General features: G+C 58.1%; 21 protein-coding genes. 5 read left to right on the forward strand and 16 right to left on the reverse strand.

The annotated features are described in order from the left end of the window. Window positions 1–95 precede the first annotated feature (95 nt). Window positions 96–716 (reverse strand): HAD family phosphatase, encoded by a 621-nt coding sequence (locus PLD_RS25095; RefSeq protein ID WP_159897407.1) that lies wholly within the window; start codon window positions 714–716, stop codon window positions 96–98. Between the two features lie 239 nt (window positions 717–955). Here PLD_RS25095 and PLD_RS25100 point away from each other — a divergent pair, with 239 nt between their 5' ends. Next, complete coding sequence (locus PLD_RS25100; protein WP_371929082.1) at window positions 956–1,609, forward strand: VacJ family lipoprotein; 654 nt, start codon at window positions 956–958, stop codon at window positions 1,607–1,609. A gap of 58 nt (window positions 1,610–1,667) precedes the next feature. Here PLD_RS25100 and PLD_RS25105 read toward each other — a convergent pair whose 3' ends face one another. After that, complete coding sequence (locus tag PLD_RS25105; RefSeq protein WP_159897409.1) at window positions 1,668–1,967, reverse strand: PilZ domain-containing protein; 300 nt, start codon at window positions 1,965–1,967, stop codon at window positions 1,668–1,670. Window positions 1,968–2,243: 276 nt separating this feature from the next. Between PLD_RS25105 and rssB the strand changes: the two genes are divergently transcribed. After that, window positions 2,244–3,425: a two-component system response regulator RssB gene (rssB, locus tag PLD_RS25110; protein WP_159897410.1), complete on the forward strand. Its 1,182-nt coding sequence runs from the start codon at window positions 2,244–2,246 to the stop codon at window positions 3,423–3,425. Next, a complete protein-coding gene (gene rssC / locus PLD_RS25115) occupies window positions 3,425–3,907 on the forward strand; it encodes an anti-sigma factor antagonist RssC (protein WP_159897411.1) in 483 nt (160 codons plus the stop codon). Before rssB ends, rssC begins: the two co-directional genes overlap by 1 nt. 70 nt (window positions 3,908–3,977) lie before the next feature. On the opposite strand, the gene tal is transcribed toward rssC, so the two are convergent. Together tal and dusA are read right to left on the reverse strand one after the other, a co-directional pair. Beyond that, entirely contained in the window at window positions 3,978–4,904 is a 927-nt protein-coding gene (gene tal, locus PLD_RS25120; protein WP_159897412.1) for a transaldolase, read from the reverse strand. Between the two features lie 178 nt (window positions 4,905–5,082). Beyond that, window positions 5,083–6,093 (reverse strand): tRNA dihydrouridine(20/20a) synthase DusA, encoded by a 1,011-nt coding sequence (gene dusA / locus PLD_RS25125; protein WP_159897413.1) that lies wholly within the window; start codon window positions 6,091–6,093, stop codon window positions 5,083–5,085. A 103-nt stretch (window positions 6,094–6,196) separates the two neighbouring features. Between dusA and PLD_RS25130 the strand changes: the two genes are divergently transcribed. Further along, entirely contained in the window at window positions 6,197–7,348 is a 1,152-nt protein-coding gene (locus PLD_RS25130; protein ID WP_159898200.1) for a site-specific integrase, read from the forward strand. Here the strand turns inward: PLD_RS25130 and PLD_RS25135 are convergent. The 12 genes from PLD_RS25135 to PLD_RS25185 all read right to left on the reverse strand — a co-directional run bounded on the left by PLD_RS25135 (window position 7,323) and on the right by PLD_RS25185 (window position 13,462). After that, window positions 7,323–7,598 (reverse strand): pyocin activator PrtN family protein, encoded by a 276-nt coding sequence (locus PLD_RS25135; protein WP_123473737.1) that lies wholly within the window; start codon window positions 7,596–7,598, stop codon window positions 7,323–7,325. The genes PLD_RS25130 and PLD_RS25135 overlap by 26 nt on opposite strands. Window positions 7,599–7,617: 19 nt before the next feature. Next, window positions 7,618–7,869 carry a hypothetical protein gene (locus tag PLD_RS25140; protein ID WP_159897414.1) on the reverse strand — a complete coding sequence of 84 codons (252 nt, stop codon included), beginning with the start codon at window positions 7,867–7,869 and terminating at the stop codon, window positions 7,618–7,620. Further along, entirely contained in the window at window positions 7,866–8,438 is a 573-nt protein-coding gene (locus PLD_RS25145; protein ID WP_159897415.1) for a DUF2786 domain-containing protein, read from the reverse strand. The genes PLD_RS25140 and PLD_RS25145 overlap by 4 nt, the downstream gene beginning before the upstream one ends. 61 nt (window positions 8,439–8,499) lie before the next feature. Then, window positions 8,500–8,703: a hypothetical protein gene (locus tag PLD_RS25150; protein ID WP_053149906.1), complete on the reverse strand. Its 204-nt coding sequence runs from the start codon at window positions 8,701–8,703 to the stop codon at window positions 8,500–8,502. 2 nt (window positions 8,704–8,705) lie between these two features. Further along, on the reverse strand, window positions 8,706–8,969 hold the full coding sequence (locus tag PLD_RS25155; RefSeq protein WP_159897416.1) for a hypothetical protein: 264 nt from the start codon (window positions 8,967–8,969) through the stop codon (window positions 8,706–8,708). A 69-nt stretch (window positions 8,970–9,038) separates the two neighbouring features. Further along, window positions 9,039–9,335, reverse strand: a complete 297-nt coding sequence (locus PLD_RS25160; RefSeq protein WP_159897417.1) for a hypothetical protein — start codon at window positions 9,333–9,335, stop codon at window positions 9,039–9,041. 51 nt (window positions 9,336–9,386) lie between these two features. Further along, window positions 9,387–9,515: a hypothetical protein gene (locus PLD_RS30805; RefSeq protein WP_256674751.1), complete on the reverse strand. Its 129-nt coding sequence runs from the start codon at window positions 9,513–9,515 to the stop codon at window positions 9,387–9,389. A gap of 51 nt (window positions 9,516–9,566) precedes the next feature. Beyond that, window positions 9,567–12,287, reverse strand: coding sequence for a toprim domain-containing protein (locus PLD_RS25165; RefSeq protein WP_178116210.1), 2,721 nt, complete (start codon window positions 12,285–12,287; stop codon window positions 9,567–9,569). Window positions 12,288–12,299: 12 nt separating this feature from the next. Further along, window positions 12,300–12,533 (reverse strand): hypothetical protein, encoded by a 234-nt coding sequence (locus PLD_RS25170; RefSeq protein WP_053149916.1) that lies wholly within the window; start codon window positions 12,531–12,533, stop codon window positions 12,300–12,302. Between the two features lie 76 nt (window positions 12,534–12,609). Then, entirely contained in the window at window positions 12,610–12,981 is a 372-nt protein-coding gene (locus PLD_RS25175; protein WP_159897419.1) for a hypothetical protein, read from the reverse strand. Continuing rightward, window positions 12,978–13,268, reverse strand: a complete 291-nt coding sequence (locus PLD_RS25180) for an ogr/Delta-like zinc finger family protein (RefSeq protein WP_159897420.1) — start codon at window positions 13,266–13,268, stop codon at window positions 12,978–12,980. The genes PLD_RS25175 and PLD_RS25180 overlap by 4 nt, the downstream gene beginning before the upstream one ends. A gap of 2 nt (window positions 13,269–13,270) precedes the next feature. After that, window positions 13,271–13,462 carry a hypothetical protein gene (locus PLD_RS25185; RefSeq protein ID WP_159897421.1) on the reverse strand — a complete coding sequence of 64 codons (192 nt, stop codon included), beginning with the start codon at window positions 13,460–13,462 and terminating at the stop codon, window positions 13,271–13,273. Between PLD_RS25185 and PLD_RS25190 the strand changes: the two genes are divergently transcribed. After that, window positions 13,461–13,682 carry a hypothetical protein gene (locus PLD_RS25190; protein WP_053157205.1) on the forward strand — a complete coding sequence of 74 codons (222 nt, stop codon included), beginning with the start codon at window positions 13,461–13,463 and terminating at the stop codon, window positions 13,680–13,682. The two genes, PLD_RS25185 and PLD_RS25190, sit on opposite strands and share 2 nt — an antisense overlap. Window positions 13,683–13,690: the final 8 nt, after the last annotated feature.

Genomic DNA, 13,690 nt, shown 5'->3' on the forward strand with positions numbered 1-13,690 from the left:
GGGATGGACCGCGCGGTTGAGGCAAAGGTCCATGCCCACGGCTTAGAGTAATCCACTCCTAGGCGCTGTGCATGATCCTGATCAACGGGCTTATGTCAGGGTTTTTCGCCCTTGAGTCGGCGCAGCTCGATGTCCGCTAGGCAGGTGTTGAGCTCCCCAAGGTGATCGATGACCGAGTGTACACCCAGGCCGAAGAGTTGCATCGTGGCCTTGCCGCGTTTGATTTCACGTTCCTGCAGGCTCAGTTTCTGCCATTCGCTGGGCGTCATCCCGCACAGGGAGCCGCAGGAAGCCAGGCCGATGGTCCACAGGCCAGCGTTGAGTCCCGACTGCAGCAACGCAGGTTCGCCGCTGACCAGTACGCAACCGTCGATGCTTTTTACTTCCAGGTCCATCAGTGCCCGCCAGCAGGCGTCGGGAGCGGGCCAGGGACTGGCGGTGCTCGGCGCTGGCTTGAGCCATTCCGGCAGGGCGGCAGCCAGTTGATGACTGCGGGTTTGGGGCAGTTGCTCCAGCCAGGCGCAGGGAATGCCCTGCTGGTGCAGGCGACGCAAGGTATCCAGTGCGCCGGGCGTTGCTTGGGCCTGCTCGGCGTTTAGGTAAGAGGCGGGTTGCAGGCGCACGCGTGCGCCGAAATCCACCAGGCAACCACTGAGCCCAAAGAGCACCGCGGTCAATGGGCGAGAGGCTTGGATTGAGGGGTCGACGTGGGGCATATCAGCGTCCTTGAAATACCTTGGGAGGCTAGCCGCAGGACATGACATGCAGGTGACAGGGGGATGAATGCCAAGCAGATTGACGGGGCGCGTGCCTGAAGGCGGCTTGCAGTGATGCTGCCTAAACGGCCTTATACGATTTATACTCCAGCCCTTCACCCTCAGGGCATAGCCCCACGAGCGAACAATTCAAGGAGTGTCCTGCTATGCGCTGGAGTCGTTATCTAGTTCCGCTATGTATGAGTGCCGGTGTCACGCTGGCTTCCTTTGCTGTCCAGGCGGCCGAAGATGATCCGTGGGAAAGCATCAACCGTCCGATCTTCACCTTCAACGACACGCTGGATACCTATGCTCTGAAGCCGTTGGCTCAAGGCTATCAGGCTGTCACGCCGCAGTTTTTGGAAAACGGCATCCACAACATGTTCCGCAACATTGGTGACGTCGGCAACCTGGCCAACGACATTCTCCAGGCCAAGCCTCGGGCTGCTGGTATCGACACTGCGCGGCTGTTGATGAACACCACACTGGGGCTGGCCGGCTTTTTTGATGTCGGTACTAAAATGGGCCTGCAGCGCAACGACGAAGACTTCGGTCAGACCCTCGGCTATTGGGGGGTGGGCAGCGGTCCTTATGTGATGCTGCCATTGCTGGGCCCAAGCACCCTGCGTGACGCACCGGCGAAGTACGTCGACAGCTACACCGATCCTTACCGTTACATGAATGACGTTCCCGCGCGTAATAGCACCATTGGCGTGGATATCATTGATACCCGCGCCAGCTTGCTGTCGGCGGACAAACTGATTCGTGGTGACAAGTACACCTTCATTCGCAATGCCTATCTGCAGAATCGCGAATTCAAGGTCAAGGACGGCCAGGTCGAAGACGATTTTTAATCGTGGCGATGCAACTGAAAAGGCGGCCGTTGGGCCGCCTTTTTCATGGGGTCTGGATTTACTTCATTTTAAGGATTGTAAGCCCAAGTTTCTGGCCGCCACCTTCCAGCGAATTGACCCAGACCACTTCTGTTTCTGCTTCTAGTCCCTTGAGTGCTGCATGTTCCGAGTCGATGCGCACGTTCAGGCAGTCCCCGACTTGGAACGTTCGCGGGGCCTGAACCTGCATACCACTGCTGGAAAGGTCAATGCAGACGGCCTCAATCACCTGTCCCTGGTGGATAAGCGTGACCTCGGCATCCACCCTCATACGGATGTAATCGCGCTTTTCACTGTAGTCACGCTGGTTTTGATTCATGGGTTCCATCCTGCGATTGAGTTGCGGTTCTATCGGTTTTTATAACTCTCGGTGATTTGTGATGTAAAGACGTCAGGCGACCATCGGCATGAGCTTGAAACGCCCCGCGGATGGGAGTACCGTCTGCGCCTTAGAAGGGCACCTCTGATGGTCGGACGTGCAGGGCTCCAGGCCTTGTACCCGTGTCGGAGTGGCTAGAAAGCGAATCCAGTAGCGTGCGTCAGGCCCGAAGCCAAGCCACCTACGCCAACCTAAATTCTGGCGCCGTTTGCCCACATGCAAAAAACCAGTGCCACGCTGCTGATAATCGATGACGACGAAGTAGTGCGCGCGAGTCTCGCGGCCTATTTGGAAGACAGTGGCTTCAGCGTACTGCAGGCCGCTAACGGCCAGCAGGGTCTCCAGGTTTTCGAGCGTGAAAATCCCGATCTAGTGATCTGCGATCTGCGCATGCCGCAGATGGGCGGTCTCGAGCTTATCCGCCAAGTGACTGAACGATCACCGCAAACGCCGGTGATCGTGGTTTCGGGCGCCGGCGTTATGAATGATGCGGTCGAGGCCTTGCGCCTGGGTGCAGCGGATTACCTGATCAAGCCGCTGGAAGATTTGGCGGTGCTTGAGCACTCGGTGCGTCGGGCCTTGGATCGGGCGCGGCTGCTGCTGGAGAACCAGCGTTATCGGGAGAAGCTCGAAGCGGCTAACCGTGAGCTCGAGGCCAGCCTCAACCTGCTCCAGGAAGACCAGAACGCCGGTCGCCAGGTGCAGATGAACATGCTGCCGATCAGCCCCTGGTCGATCGCTGAATTCAACTTCGCTCACCAGATCATCCCGTCGCTGTATCTGTCGGGGGATTTTGTTGATTACTTCCGGGTCGATGAACGGCGGGTTGCCTTCTATCTGGCAGATGTTTCTGGTCATGGCGCATCTTCGGCGTTTGTCACCGTATTGCTAAAGTTCATGACCACGCGCTTGCTGTTTGAATCCAAGCGCAATGGTACCTTGCCGGAATTCAAGCCTTCGCAGGTGTTGGGCCATATCAACCGTGGTTTGATCAGCTGTAAGCTGGGCAAACACGTCACGATGGTCGGTGGAGTCATCGACGAGGAGACTGGTTTGTTGACCTATAGCATTGGCGGGCACTTGCCCTTGCCGGTGTTGTACACGCCAGACAGTGTTCGTTATCTGGAGGGGCGTGGTTTGCCGGTGGGCTTGTTCAATGAGGCCACCTACGAAGACCACATTCTGGAGTTGCCACCGGTGTTCAGCCTGACGCTGATGTCCGATGGCATTTTGGACCTTTTACCCGAGCCTACACTCAAAGAGAAAGAAGCAGCCTTGCCAGAGCGGGTAAGAGCGGCGGGCGGCAGCCTGGATGGCTTGCGGCAAGTTTTCGGATTGGCCACGCTAGGGGAGATGCCGGATGATATCGCCCTGTTAGTGTTGAGCAGGAACCTTTGATGAGTACCGGTAGAATCCAGTTCGCCGAGCAGGACGGCACCTTTGTCCTGAAGTTTGTCGGTGAAGTGCGCCTGACCCTGTGTTCGGCGCTGGATGCGACTATTGAGCGTATTTTCACGTCGCTGAATTTCTCGGCGATCGTGATCGATTTGACTGAAACCCGCAGCATCGACAGTACTACCTTAGGTCTGTTGGCCAAGTTGTCGATCCTGTCGCGGCAAAAAGTCGGTTTGCTGCCCACTGTCGTCACCACCCACGAAGACATTACCCGGTTGCTACAGTCCATGGGGTTCGATCAGGTGTTCAACATCGTCGACCACCCGATTCCATGCCCGGAATGCCTGACCGACTTACCGCCCCAGGATCAGTCGGAAGAAGTGGTGCGGGTCAAGGTTCTGGAGGCGCACAAGATCCTCATGGGCCTCAATGAGTCCAATCGTGAAGCTTTCCATGATTTGGTGAATGCGCTGGAGCGTCACTGAACGATTGGGCGCTAAGCGCAAAAAAGGGCGAACCTGCAAGGGTTCGCCCTTTTTGCGTAGTGCTGAATAATCAGAACCTGGCAGCTAATAGTGCTTCAAGCTTCTCTTGGTCACGAGCGAACTGACGAATGCCTTCTGCCAGTTTCTCAGTGGCCATGGCGTCCTCGTTGGAGGCCCAGCGGAACTGCGCTTCGTTGAGTGTCTGGCGGGCTTCGCCAGGCTTGCCTGGGCCCAGCCTGCGTTCCAGTTTTCCGCTGTCGGCAGCCAGCTTCTCGATCAGTTCCGGGCTGATGGTCAGGCGGTCGCAACCGGCCAACTGCTCTATCTGGTTCAGATTGCGGAAGCTTGCTCCCATGACCACGGTCTTGTAGCCGTTGGCTTTGTAGTAGTTGTAGATACGGGTTACCGATTGTACGCCTGGATCATCGGCGCCAATGTAGTCGTTGCCGGTGGCTTTCTTGTACCAGTCGTAGATCCGACCAACGAAAGGAGAAATCAGGAATACCCCAGCGTCGGCACAGGCCGCGGCCTGGGCGAAGGAGAACAGCAGCGTAAGGTTGGTCTGAATGCCTTCGCGCTCCAATTGCTCGGCGGCGCGGATGCCTTCCCACGTGGAGGCGATCTTGATCAGCACCCGATCACGGCCCACTCCGGCGTTTTCATAGAGCTCGATCAGGCGATGGGCGCGCTTGAGCATGGCTTCAGTGTCGAAAGACAGGCGGGCGTCCACCTCCGTGGAAATACGACCGGGAATGACCTTGAGAATCTCCTGGCCGACAGCAACCCCAAAGCGGTCGCTGGCCAGGCCTGTATCGCCTTTGCAGTCGCTGACACAGGCGTTCAGCAGATCGGCATACCCCGCAATGGCCGCAGCCTTGAGCAACAGCGAAGGATTGGTGGTGGCATCCACCGGTTTGACTCGGGCGATGGCGTCGAAGTCCCCGGTATCGGCAACCACGGTGGTGATTTTCTTCAGTTGTTCCAGCTTGGAAGTCATGAGCGTGCTCTGTCCTATGGGTCTGGTGACATTACCCGAGCGCTGCCAGGCGCTCAAGGGCGCGGAAAGCTTACAGCGGCCCCAAAGAAGACGACCTGAAAACAGGCGTTTGAATGCAGGGCCGCTATTCAGGTCACTACGATGCCAAAAGTTGGATCAGGTTCAACTCGGTTGACGATTAACGTCCTTCAAGCAATTGCCCGGCCTGATCCAGCAAGGCCAGCGGATCCTGGGTCTTGTGAATATCCACCGACAGCAACTGGCGGAACTTGCGTGCTCCCGGGAAACCTGTTCCCAGTCCCAATACATGGCGGGTGATGTGGTGCATGGCGCCACCAGAGGCCAGATGTTCGGCAATGTAAGGGCGCAGTTGCGCCAGCGCCTCGGCCCGTGAAATGACTGTTGCGGTGCTGCCGAACAACTGCTGGTCCACCTCGGCCAATAAATAGGGATTGTGATACGCCTCGCGTCCCAGCATCACTCCATCAAAGGTCTGCAGGTGCTCATGGCACGCTTCGAGAGTCTTGATCCCACCGTTGAGAATGATCTCCAGTTGTGGGAAGTCTGCCTTCAATTGCGCCGCCACGTCGTAGCGCAGTGGTGGTATGTCTCGGTTTTCCTTGGGCGACAAGCCTTCGAGAATCGCGATTCGCGCATGCACGGTAAAGCTGTTGCAACCCGCCTCATGGACGTGGTCGACGAAATCACACAATTGTTCATAGCTGTCCCGCCCGTTGATGCCGATCCGATGCTTGACCGTCACCGGAATCGACACCGCATCGCGCATCGCCTTCACACAGTCGGCCACCAGTGCCGGATGCCCCATCAGACAGGCGCCGATCATATTGTTCTGCACCCGGTCACTGGGGCAACCAATATTGAGGTTGACCTCGTCATAGCCATGTTCCTGCGCCATCCGTGCACAGGCCGCCAGATCCGCAGGAGTGCTGCCACCCAGTTGCAGCGCCAGCGGATGCTCGGATTGGTGGTATCGCAGAAACCGTTCGTGATCGCCATTCAGCAGCGCGCCGGTGGTGACCATTTCGGTATAGAGCAGGGTTTGCTTGGACAGCAGGCGCAGGAAGAAGCGGCAGTGGCGGTCCGTCCAATCCATCATAGGTGCAACGCTAAACCGCCGAGACAGCGTAGGGCATGAGTTTACTGGGGCTGTAGCTGAATTCTGGACCATTTTGCTCTACGTGTTTAAGGCGTGTTTTGGGGCGTTTTCAGGCGTTTTTAAAGGCTCGGTGGTACGATGTACCACCCAAAAACTGACGCGTACCACTTTCCATATGGCGACTATCAGGGCAAGAAAACTGGCAGATGGGAGTGTGAGCTACACGGCTCAGATCCGCATCAAGCGCGACGGAGTGCAAGTTTACCAAGAGAGCCAGACCTTCGCCCGAAAACAGGCTGCCCAGGCCTGGGCGCGTAAGCGCGAGTCGGAGCTCGATGAACCTGGCGCGATCGAGCGCGCAAGCCGCAAGGGCGCCACGCTCAAAGAGATGACCGAACGCTACCTGGTAGAGGTCGAGAAAGCCCGGCCGTTGGGCAAGACCAAACGCGCCACACTCAATGCCATCGGTGAGACGTACCTCGGCGGCCTGATCGACACGGACATCAATACTCAGTGCTTGGTCGATTTCGCGCTTTGGCGGATGAGCAAGGAAGGTGGCGGGGTTCAGCCACAAACCGCCGGCAATGACCTGGCGCACCTCGGTGCTGTTCTAGCGATTGCCAAGGATGCGTGGGGCTACCAAGTGGACCCGCTCGCCATGGGCGGAGCCCGGCGTGTACTGCGCAAGCTGGGCTACAACCTGAAAAGCCGTGAGCGCGACCGCCGGCCGACGTTGGATGAGTTGGGAAGGGTGCTGACGCACTATCAGGAGATGCAGGCTAGGCGTCCGACCGTCATCAATATGCTGAAAGTTGTGGGCTTTGCCCTGTTCTCTACGCGCCGGCTGGATGAAATAACCCGTATTCGCTGGGCGGATGTCGACGAGCATGGTCAGCGGGTACTGGTGCGCGACATGAAAAACCCCGGGCAAAAGATCGGCAACGATGTCTGGTGTTACCTGCCGGACGAGGCTTGGCAGATTCTCCAGACGATGCCAAAGGTCGGCGACGCCATATTTCCTTACAGCCCTGAATCTATCTCCACTTCATGGACGAAAGCCTGCAAGTTCTTGAACATCGCAGATCTGCACTTCCATGACCTTCGCCACGAAGGCATCAGCCGTCTGTTCGAAATGGACTGGGATATCCCGCGTGTGGCGAGCGTTTCAGGGCATAGGGATTGGAACTCGATGAGGCGCTATACCCACCTGCGGGGGAAGGGTGATCGTTACGTAGGGTGGGAATGGCACGAGAAGATGTTGAGGGCGCCCGTCCAACTGGGCGCCGCATCAATGAAGTGGCTCAGTAGGCGGGTTTTAGCCCGTTGAGTTGGTTGTGCTCCTTAACCGCGGCCGCGCGCTGTAGATCTAGGTAGGCGGCCAGGTCGGTGAGGTGGATGCCCTTGGCCGACTTCTGACTCGGTTCTAGGCGGGTAATCGGTAGCTTGATCTGACCACTCATCACCTTGCGCTGGAACATTTCCGGCGTTAGGTGCGTGAAGTAATCCCGGCACACCAGTTCCAGCGAGATAATCGCCTGGCCGTCGTATTGGGCCATCAGGATAAAGACAGTGTTCATGGCTAACTCCCTGGCGGCTTCACATCCGAAACGATTGATGAATGAACTCAGGTTGGGCCGTTTGCTCTTCAGGTTGAGCGGATGCAGCCTGAATCTCGCAATCAAACTGATGTAGCTCGCGGTTGGCGGCGGTTAAGGCTGCGGTGAGGCCTGGTATTGCGTTGACGCACCACTGATAAGCATCAGGCCCCACCCAGTGCTGGACCGGGATAACTTGACAGTCTGTGTGTGTGGTACTGGTACACAGGTACAGCAAGAGGAATACGTTCATTGGGCCTCCTTCTGTGTGTTGCTCTGCGTGTGAGCAAGGCGTGGCCTGACCTGAGTGAAAGGGATAGCGGAGGCCATGCTCATTACTCGAAAGTCGCGCTCGCTGAGTGACGCCTCGCTATCCGCAGATGAATCAGCGGGAAACAGTCTGTTGGCCTGTACGAACGCGGAAAACGCATCTTTGAAGTGCTCCGAGAGCGCCTTGCGCAGAGTGTCGTAATGGAGCTCGAGCTCGATGGCTTCTGCAGGCGTAACCTTGACGCCAACCTGCCTTGGTCGTTGTTTGCTCTTGTAGACGCCCGGGTCGGAGGTGTTATGGAGCTTTGCCAGTATCTGTAGAGCCAGCCGACGATCGAAGCTTGTGGCGGGGAACCAGCGAATTTCGCGGTGCTCGTCGACTAGATCATCGAGGGTCAGACCATGTCGCGAGAGCATTTTGTCCAGCATGCGCCGGGCGTTGATCTTTTCTCCTCCTTCGCCTCGCTCTGCCAGGGCCAGTAACTTGCGCAGTTTGTCCTGTACCTTCGGGCTGATATCGCCGCTTGCGCCCTTTGGATGATGTGCTTGCATGGTGCTTCTCCTTTGGGGCGATGGGGAGTTGCAGCTCCCCGTTGAACGCCCGTTTCTCAGTTCAGCGCGCGAAACGCCGAGGCTTGTTCTGCTTGGCTGCGGCCTGTTCGGCCATGAATGCTGCCCACTCCGCTGTTTTGCGCTGTTGGCGGGCCTTGCTGCAGCGTTGGTGAGTGCGGGTGGATCTGGCTTTGCCGCAGATGTCACAGCGGCTCGGCAGGTCCAGGCGATGGCTTGCCATCGCCGGGCGGGAGCGTTCGGCCATGTTCAGCGCTCTCCGCACAACATGCGGGTGAGCGCGTTCGGTTGACCGTCTGGTGTCAGCTTGTCGAGCGGGTGGGTAATGCGACGGCCGTTGGCTGCGCGCAAGGTCGCGACGTTGCCGTTGATCTCGACGATAACGCCTTTGCGCGCGCTGAAACGGTAGCTGCGGCCGCCGCCGCTGATTGCGACGTAGCTGACCTTGTCGCCGACAGCGAGTGGGGTTGTGGTAGCCTCTGCGGTGCCGCCTTGGGGTTGATTCACTTGCATGGTGCTTCTCCTTTGGGGTGGTCGGTGTCGAGGGGTTGCAGCCCCTCGGCACCACTCTTTCGGAACAATTCAGCCGGCGATGCGAACCAGGAAAATTTCTAGGTCCTTCAATCCATCGTTCTCGTCGTCAGCTGTCTGCCACTTCAATACTTCGTCGATTTGCTGGCGGGTGCAGTCATCCACGAGCAATGTGCGTTCTCCGCGCTCAATCCTTACTTCCATGATCGAAAGCAGGCCCGCCTGGGCGTATGCATCCGCATGGATGATGCTGGTGGGCTTTCCTTGCGCGTTTCGCTGCTCCTCGATCTGCCTTAGTTGGCGGGTCTTTCCCGTCGCCCTGGCGCCTTTGATGACCTTGATATGCATGGTGCTTCTCCTTTGGGGTTGCCCAGGCGTTGCAGCACCTGGGCGGTTGGGTTAGCGGACGATGGCCAGCAGTACGTCCGGTGCGAGGTTGCCCAGGACAATCAGGACCGCCAACGCCGCGGCGCTGCAGGTCAACGTGATCGCGTTGTCACTCAAGGTCGGTTCGTTGTCGTCTTGCATGGTGCTTCTCCTTTGGGGTGCCGAAGCGTTGCAGCGTTTCGGTGATGGGGTTCAGGGCTGGAATACCCAGCAGCGAACGGTTTTCGGTTTGTCGAACGCGTCCAGCAACCGGGCTGAGTTGACGCCCTTGTTCGACTCCAGAAACTTGGGTGACTTGCTCGTTTTCAGCAGGCGCTTCAGATCGCTGAGCGCAGGCACCTGCTGGCGCTTGTTGGCAGCCATCTCGACGAATTCATTGAGGTTCACGGCGATTAACCCGTCCTTGCGCGCATGGTTGAGCGCGCCTTTCTCATCCATGCCGTTGAGGAAGTCGTACAGGTCCCAAAACTCGCGCACGGTCGGGTGATCGGCGTTGATGGCCTGCTGGCGCTCCAGGGCCATGCGGTTGACCTCGGCGTGTGCTAGGGCCTTCCGGTGTTCGCCGAGGGGCACCACGTCTGCCAATGCATCCACCAGGCTGCGCAGTTGGGCATGGTTCTTTGCGATACGAACGGTACGGACGCCGGGCTGGGCCAGCAGTTCTTGCTCGTAGCCGGAGGTGTTTTCCTCCATCAGGCGCATGGTGTTGGCTTCGCGTTGCAGTGCCTTGATCAGGAAGCCGCTGATGTTTTCCATCGGCATGCGCTCCAGTTGCTCGGCGAACTGCTTGGTTTCCGGGGTGTGGTGCTCCCGGGTCAGGTGGACGTGGCAGAGTCGCTGCAGGATCGGCTCCGAAGCGTTCACCGGGTTGTTCTGCGCGATCAGCAGGGCGGCGCGGAAGGGCGGTTCGTGGGTGTCGTTGCCGTTGTTTCTGACGCCGGTAGAGCGAACGCTGCGGCCGTTGTAGGCGGTTTTCAGTTCGTCCCAGTCGAAGTGCTTCACTGGCTGGCCTTCCTTTTGCTCACGCTCTGACTCAATCAGCACTACCGGTAAGTTGCTGACCTGCGAGAAGTTGCGCGCACGGCTTGCTGCGGTCGCTTTGGATGGGTCGAAACCTTCGTAGTCGGTACGGCCGACCAGTTTCCACAACAGCTCCACCAGGGTGGTTTTACCCGAACCGGCTTCCCCTACCAGCTCCAAGAACATCAGTGATTTATGGATCTGGCGGATCTGCTCGGCGTGCAAGGCTCCCAGCCACCAGGCCAGCACTACCAGACCCTGCACGCCAAAGCAGCGCCAGTAGATATCGAACCAACCTTCGTTGTAGGTGTTGAGGTCGGTATTGATGTGCAGCACCGGCGACTGGCTCTGGGACTTGATGCTCAACTTTCCGAGGTCGAAAAAGTCTTCCTTGTTGCGCATCTGGATCTTCCCGCCGAAGAAGGCGAGGTCGTTGAAGACGTAGGCTCCGTGCTCGCGGCTGTAGCCGATCCATTCGATGGTGTTCACGGTTTTCAGGCAATCGAGCTGGGGCGCGAGAATCCGTTTCAGCTGTTGGGCGCTGCCCTCGAACATTGCACCGTTGGAGACGTTGAGCAGGCGATTGGCGAACTCAGGCGCTGAGGTGAGCTGCTTGGCCGTGAAAGTGCTTTTGATGACTGCCCCTTGAGGGCGCTCGATGCGGAAGTAGTACCAGGCCTCATCGGTAAGGTCGTTGCGCATGTAGTACAGCGCTTGGAAATTGCAGTTGGCGATGCTGGTCACGGAGCCAGACTGGCGCAGCGCCTTGTAGCGACGCTGTTGATCACTGAGCAACTGGTCTTCATGGCGCTCTGAACTCTCCAGATCGCTCATGGCGCGGTCATACCGCTCAAGGTCCAGCCGAAACCAATACAGGCGCTTGCGGAACGAAAAGTGGAATTCCTTGCGCTCGTCGCGCAGGTAGATGAGAAAGCCCTTTTCTTCAGCGGAATCGGCAAGCAGCAGGTCGCCCTGGTGAAGGGCCTCTTCCAGGTCTTGTTGGATACGTTCGGCTCGTTCGTCCTCACCCTCGATAGATTTCCAGCGCAGGTGCAGGTCGTTCCAATCGACTTTTTTGCCATTGGGTTGGGGGATCACTGCTGCTTTGCAGGTGAAGCCCAGGTCGCGTGCATCCTTCGCCCAGCGGCGCATGTTGGCCTTGGCGACTGGCTCGTTATCGAGCGCCCACACTAGGCGCGGAAGGGGTCTGTCAGCGTCGCGGCGCAGTTTGACCAACGCTTTGAGGGAATCGATAGGGCAGGGGGCGCTGGACATCATGGAAACGGCCGAGATGTCGTTGTGGCCCAGGGCAATGGCGTCAAAGATCCCTTCGTTAACCCAGAGCTCGTCGACTTCTAGCAGATCCAGGCTTGGTGGGCACCACCAGACGCCTTTGTAACCTGGCTGGCCCTCGCCGGTGGGGCGGAAGCGCGCCTTCATCTTTCCGAATCGCTCGGGCCGATCGATTAGGCGCTCCCAGTAGCCGCCCTTCTCCAGTGGGAAGCGCACCGTGGCACTGCCGATGTTGAGGCGGCTGTCCCAGTAGTTTTCCTGGGTGAACCAACCGGCGATCAGCTCAAATTTGAAGCCCCTCGCAAACTCAAGGTAGGCGCGCGCCGTGGCGAGCGGGTTGTCCGGTGTCGACGGAGCAGTCTTGCTCCAGTCGTTGAACAGATCGTCGTAGATGTCCTTTACGTGAACGCGATGGTCGCACTTTTCAGGCCGTCCGCAGATCAGCGTCCAGGGCGAGTCGTAGAAGGTGTACAGGGTCTTCTGGCCGCAACTTGGCGCAGGGCAAACACCCTTGCGCATGTAGTTGGTGCCGGGCATGTGCTTGAGCTGGTAATCCCGCTCAATGCGCTGGATGACTTCGGCTCGCAGCCTATGTTCCATTTCCATCGTGGCTTACTTCGCTTCGTCGAGACTATGTTTCAGGGCGCCAATCAGGCGTTTTTGCGCAGCCATGACCGGAAAGGCCACGAGCAGCGAGCCGTGCCGCAGGCCTTCGGGGATCATGCGAAAGCGATCGTCATACCAGTGCTCATTGAACTGGGCGCTGTAGTCAGCCCGGAGCGCTTGAAGCAGGGCTTCGGCCTGTTCGCGGGGCAGTTTTGCGGTGATGGCGATGTCGATTTCCATGGTCCACCTCAGATTTCGGGCAAAGCTCACCCAAACCCACGGGAAACGGGGCAGGGCGGGGTGTTTTAATAGGGTGTTATCGAGGGTTAGGCTTGAGAGCAGAGTCGCGCTGGGTGAGCAGAGTCTGTGGCAGAAGCCTTGCCGGGACTGGGTAGCGCAGATCGGCCCGGGTATCGATCAGATGCACGACCTTGCAACCAGGACTGGAGCCCCAGTCGATACCAATCCATTTGCGCTGCTGGATCACCTGCAGCTCGGTCCAGGCGTTGTGCACCAGCTGTTCAGCCATGAATACCGGCACTTCCAGGGCGGTCGTTAGGTGTCGGACGCAGTTGTCGTAGAGCCTGTCGGAATCCACCAGGTACTGCGCTTCATGTCGTTGCAGATAGGCAAACGCTGCACGTTGCATGCTGCTGCGGTAGTCATGGGGCAGGTGTTCGTGATTCATGGCGCACACTCCATTTCCATTTGGTCGAGCAGATCGGGTTGATCGTGGGCGGTCTTCATTGCCGCACGGCGTAAGGCGATGTCGGCGACCGGAAGGCGCACGGATGGGTTGGCCATACCGCTGGGGCTCATCTCGTGGGTCATCTCGAATTCAGCGCGTACTGACCAACCACAGGCCTCGTTGGTGCACTGCAGGTAGGCCACCCGCAAGAAAATGTGGGTGCCCTCGCTGGTGCGAATGCGCATGCGGCTGAGGCAGTGCGGACAGACAAGCTTGTAGGTGCTCATGCTCAGAGGGGCTCGGCAATTTCGAAGGCAACATTCAACGGTGTGATGGCGTCGCCAATTGCGATACGGATATCCATACCCGCAAGGCCTCCATTGGCCGTCTTTACGGTTTCCTTTAGGGTGTCTAGCCGCTGCTGGGCTTTTGCCAGAAGCTGGAGCAGATTCTCACGTTCATTTTCAAGGAGATCATTCATGGCAATTCATCCAAACAGGACAGTTGAAGAGCTGGAGCGTCGATTGAACGAGCGGTGTGAGGCTCTGTTGAAAGTCATGAAAGGCTTCCGAGAGGCAACACACACCACTTTGACTGGCTCCGAACCCGGACGGGCCATTAAGGGCCAAGACATACGTTTCGCTGTCGACGATGTGTCTACCGCTTTGAAGGAAATCAAATCCCAGTTGGGAAAGGGCTGATGCCTTAC

Source organism: Pseudomonas sp. LD120 (assembly GCF_009861525.1).
Lineage (GTDB): Bacteria > Pseudomonadota > Gammaproteobacteria > Pseudomonadales > Pseudomonadaceae > Aquipseudomonas.

Excerpts from the sequence above, each read along its gene's own strand:
- tal (WP_159897412.1), bottom strand. The coding sequence starts at position 4,904 with ATGACTTCCAAGCTGGAACAACTGAAGAAAATCACCACCGTGGTTGCC.
- PLD_RS25100 (WP_371929082.1), top strand. The coding sequence starts at position 956 with ATGAGTGCCGGTGTCACGCTGGCTTCCTTTGCTGTCCAGGCGGCCGAA.
- rssB (WP_159897410.1), top strand. The coding sequence starts at position 2,244 with ATGCAAAAAACCAGTGCCACGCTGCTGATAATCGATGACGACGAAGTA.
- PLD_RS25130 (WP_159898200.1), top strand. The coding sequence starts at position 6,197 with ATGGCGACTATCAGGGCAAGAAAACTGGCAGATGGGAGTGTGAGCTAC.
- PLD_RS25170 (WP_053149916.1), bottom strand. The coding sequence starts at position 12,533 with ATGGAAATCGACATCGCCATCACCGCAAAACTGCCCCGCGAACAGGCC.
- PLD_RS25150 (WP_053149906.1), bottom strand. The coding sequence starts at position 8,703 with ATGGCCGAACGCTCCCGCCCGGCGATGGCAAGCCATCGCCTGGACCTG.
- PLD_RS25180 (WP_159897420.1), bottom strand. The coding sequence starts at position 13,268 with ATGAGCACCTACAAGCTTGTCTGTCCGCACTGCCTCAGCCGCATGCGC.
- PLD_RS25095 (WP_159897407.1), bottom strand. The coding sequence starts at position 716 with ATGCCCCACGTCGACCCCTCAATCCAAGCCTCTCGCCCATTGACCGCG.
- PLD_RS25165 (WP_178116210.1), bottom strand. The coding sequence starts at position 12,287 with ATGGAACATAGGCTGCGAGCCGAAGTCATCCAGCGCATTGAGCGGGAT.
- PLD_RS25185 (WP_159897421.1), bottom strand. The coding sequence starts at position 13,462 with ATGAATGATCTCCTTGAAAATGAACGTGAGAATCTGCTCCAGCTTCTG.
- PLD_RS30805 (WP_256674751.1), bottom strand. The coding sequence starts at position 9,515 with ATGCAAGACGACAACGAACCGACCTTGAGTGACAACGCGATCACGTTG.
- PLD_RS25160 (WP_159897417.1), bottom strand. The coding sequence starts at position 9,335 with ATGCATATCAAGGTCATCAAAGGCGCCAGGGCGACGGGAAAGACCCGC.
- PLD_RS25145 (WP_159897415.1), bottom strand. The coding sequence starts at position 8,438 with ATGCAAGCACATCATCCAAAGGGCGCAAGCGGCGATATCAGCCCGAAG.
- PLD_RS25140 (WP_159897414.1), bottom strand. The coding sequence starts at position 7,869 with ATGAACGTATTCCTCTTGCTGTACCTGTGTACCAGTACCACACACACA.
- dusA (WP_159897413.1), bottom strand. The coding sequence starts at position 6,093 with ATGGTCCAGAATTCAGCTACAGCCCCAGTAAACTCATGCCCTACGCTG.
- PLD_RS25105 (WP_159897409.1), bottom strand. The coding sequence starts at position 1,967 with ATGAATCAAAACCAGCGTGACTACAGTGAAAAGCGCGATTACATCCGT.
- rssC (WP_159897411.1), top strand. The coding sequence starts at position 3,425 with ATGAGTACCGGTAGAATCCAGTTCGCCGAGCAGGACGGCACCTTTGTC.
- PLD_RS25190 (WP_053157205.1), top strand. The coding sequence starts at position 13,461 with ATGGCAATTCATCCAAACAGGACAGTTGAAGAGCTGGAGCGTCGATTG.
- PLD_RS25155 (WP_159897416.1), bottom strand. The coding sequence starts at position 8,969 with ATGCAAGTGAATCAACCCCAAGGCGGCACCGCAGAGGCTACCACAACC.
- PLD_RS25135 (WP_123473737.1), bottom strand. The coding sequence starts at position 7,598 with ATGAACACTGTCTTTATCCTGATGGCCCAATACGACGGCCAGGCGATT.
- PLD_RS25175 (WP_159897419.1), bottom strand. The coding sequence starts at position 12,981 with ATGAATCACGAACACCTGCCCCATGACTACCGCAGCAGCATGCAACGT.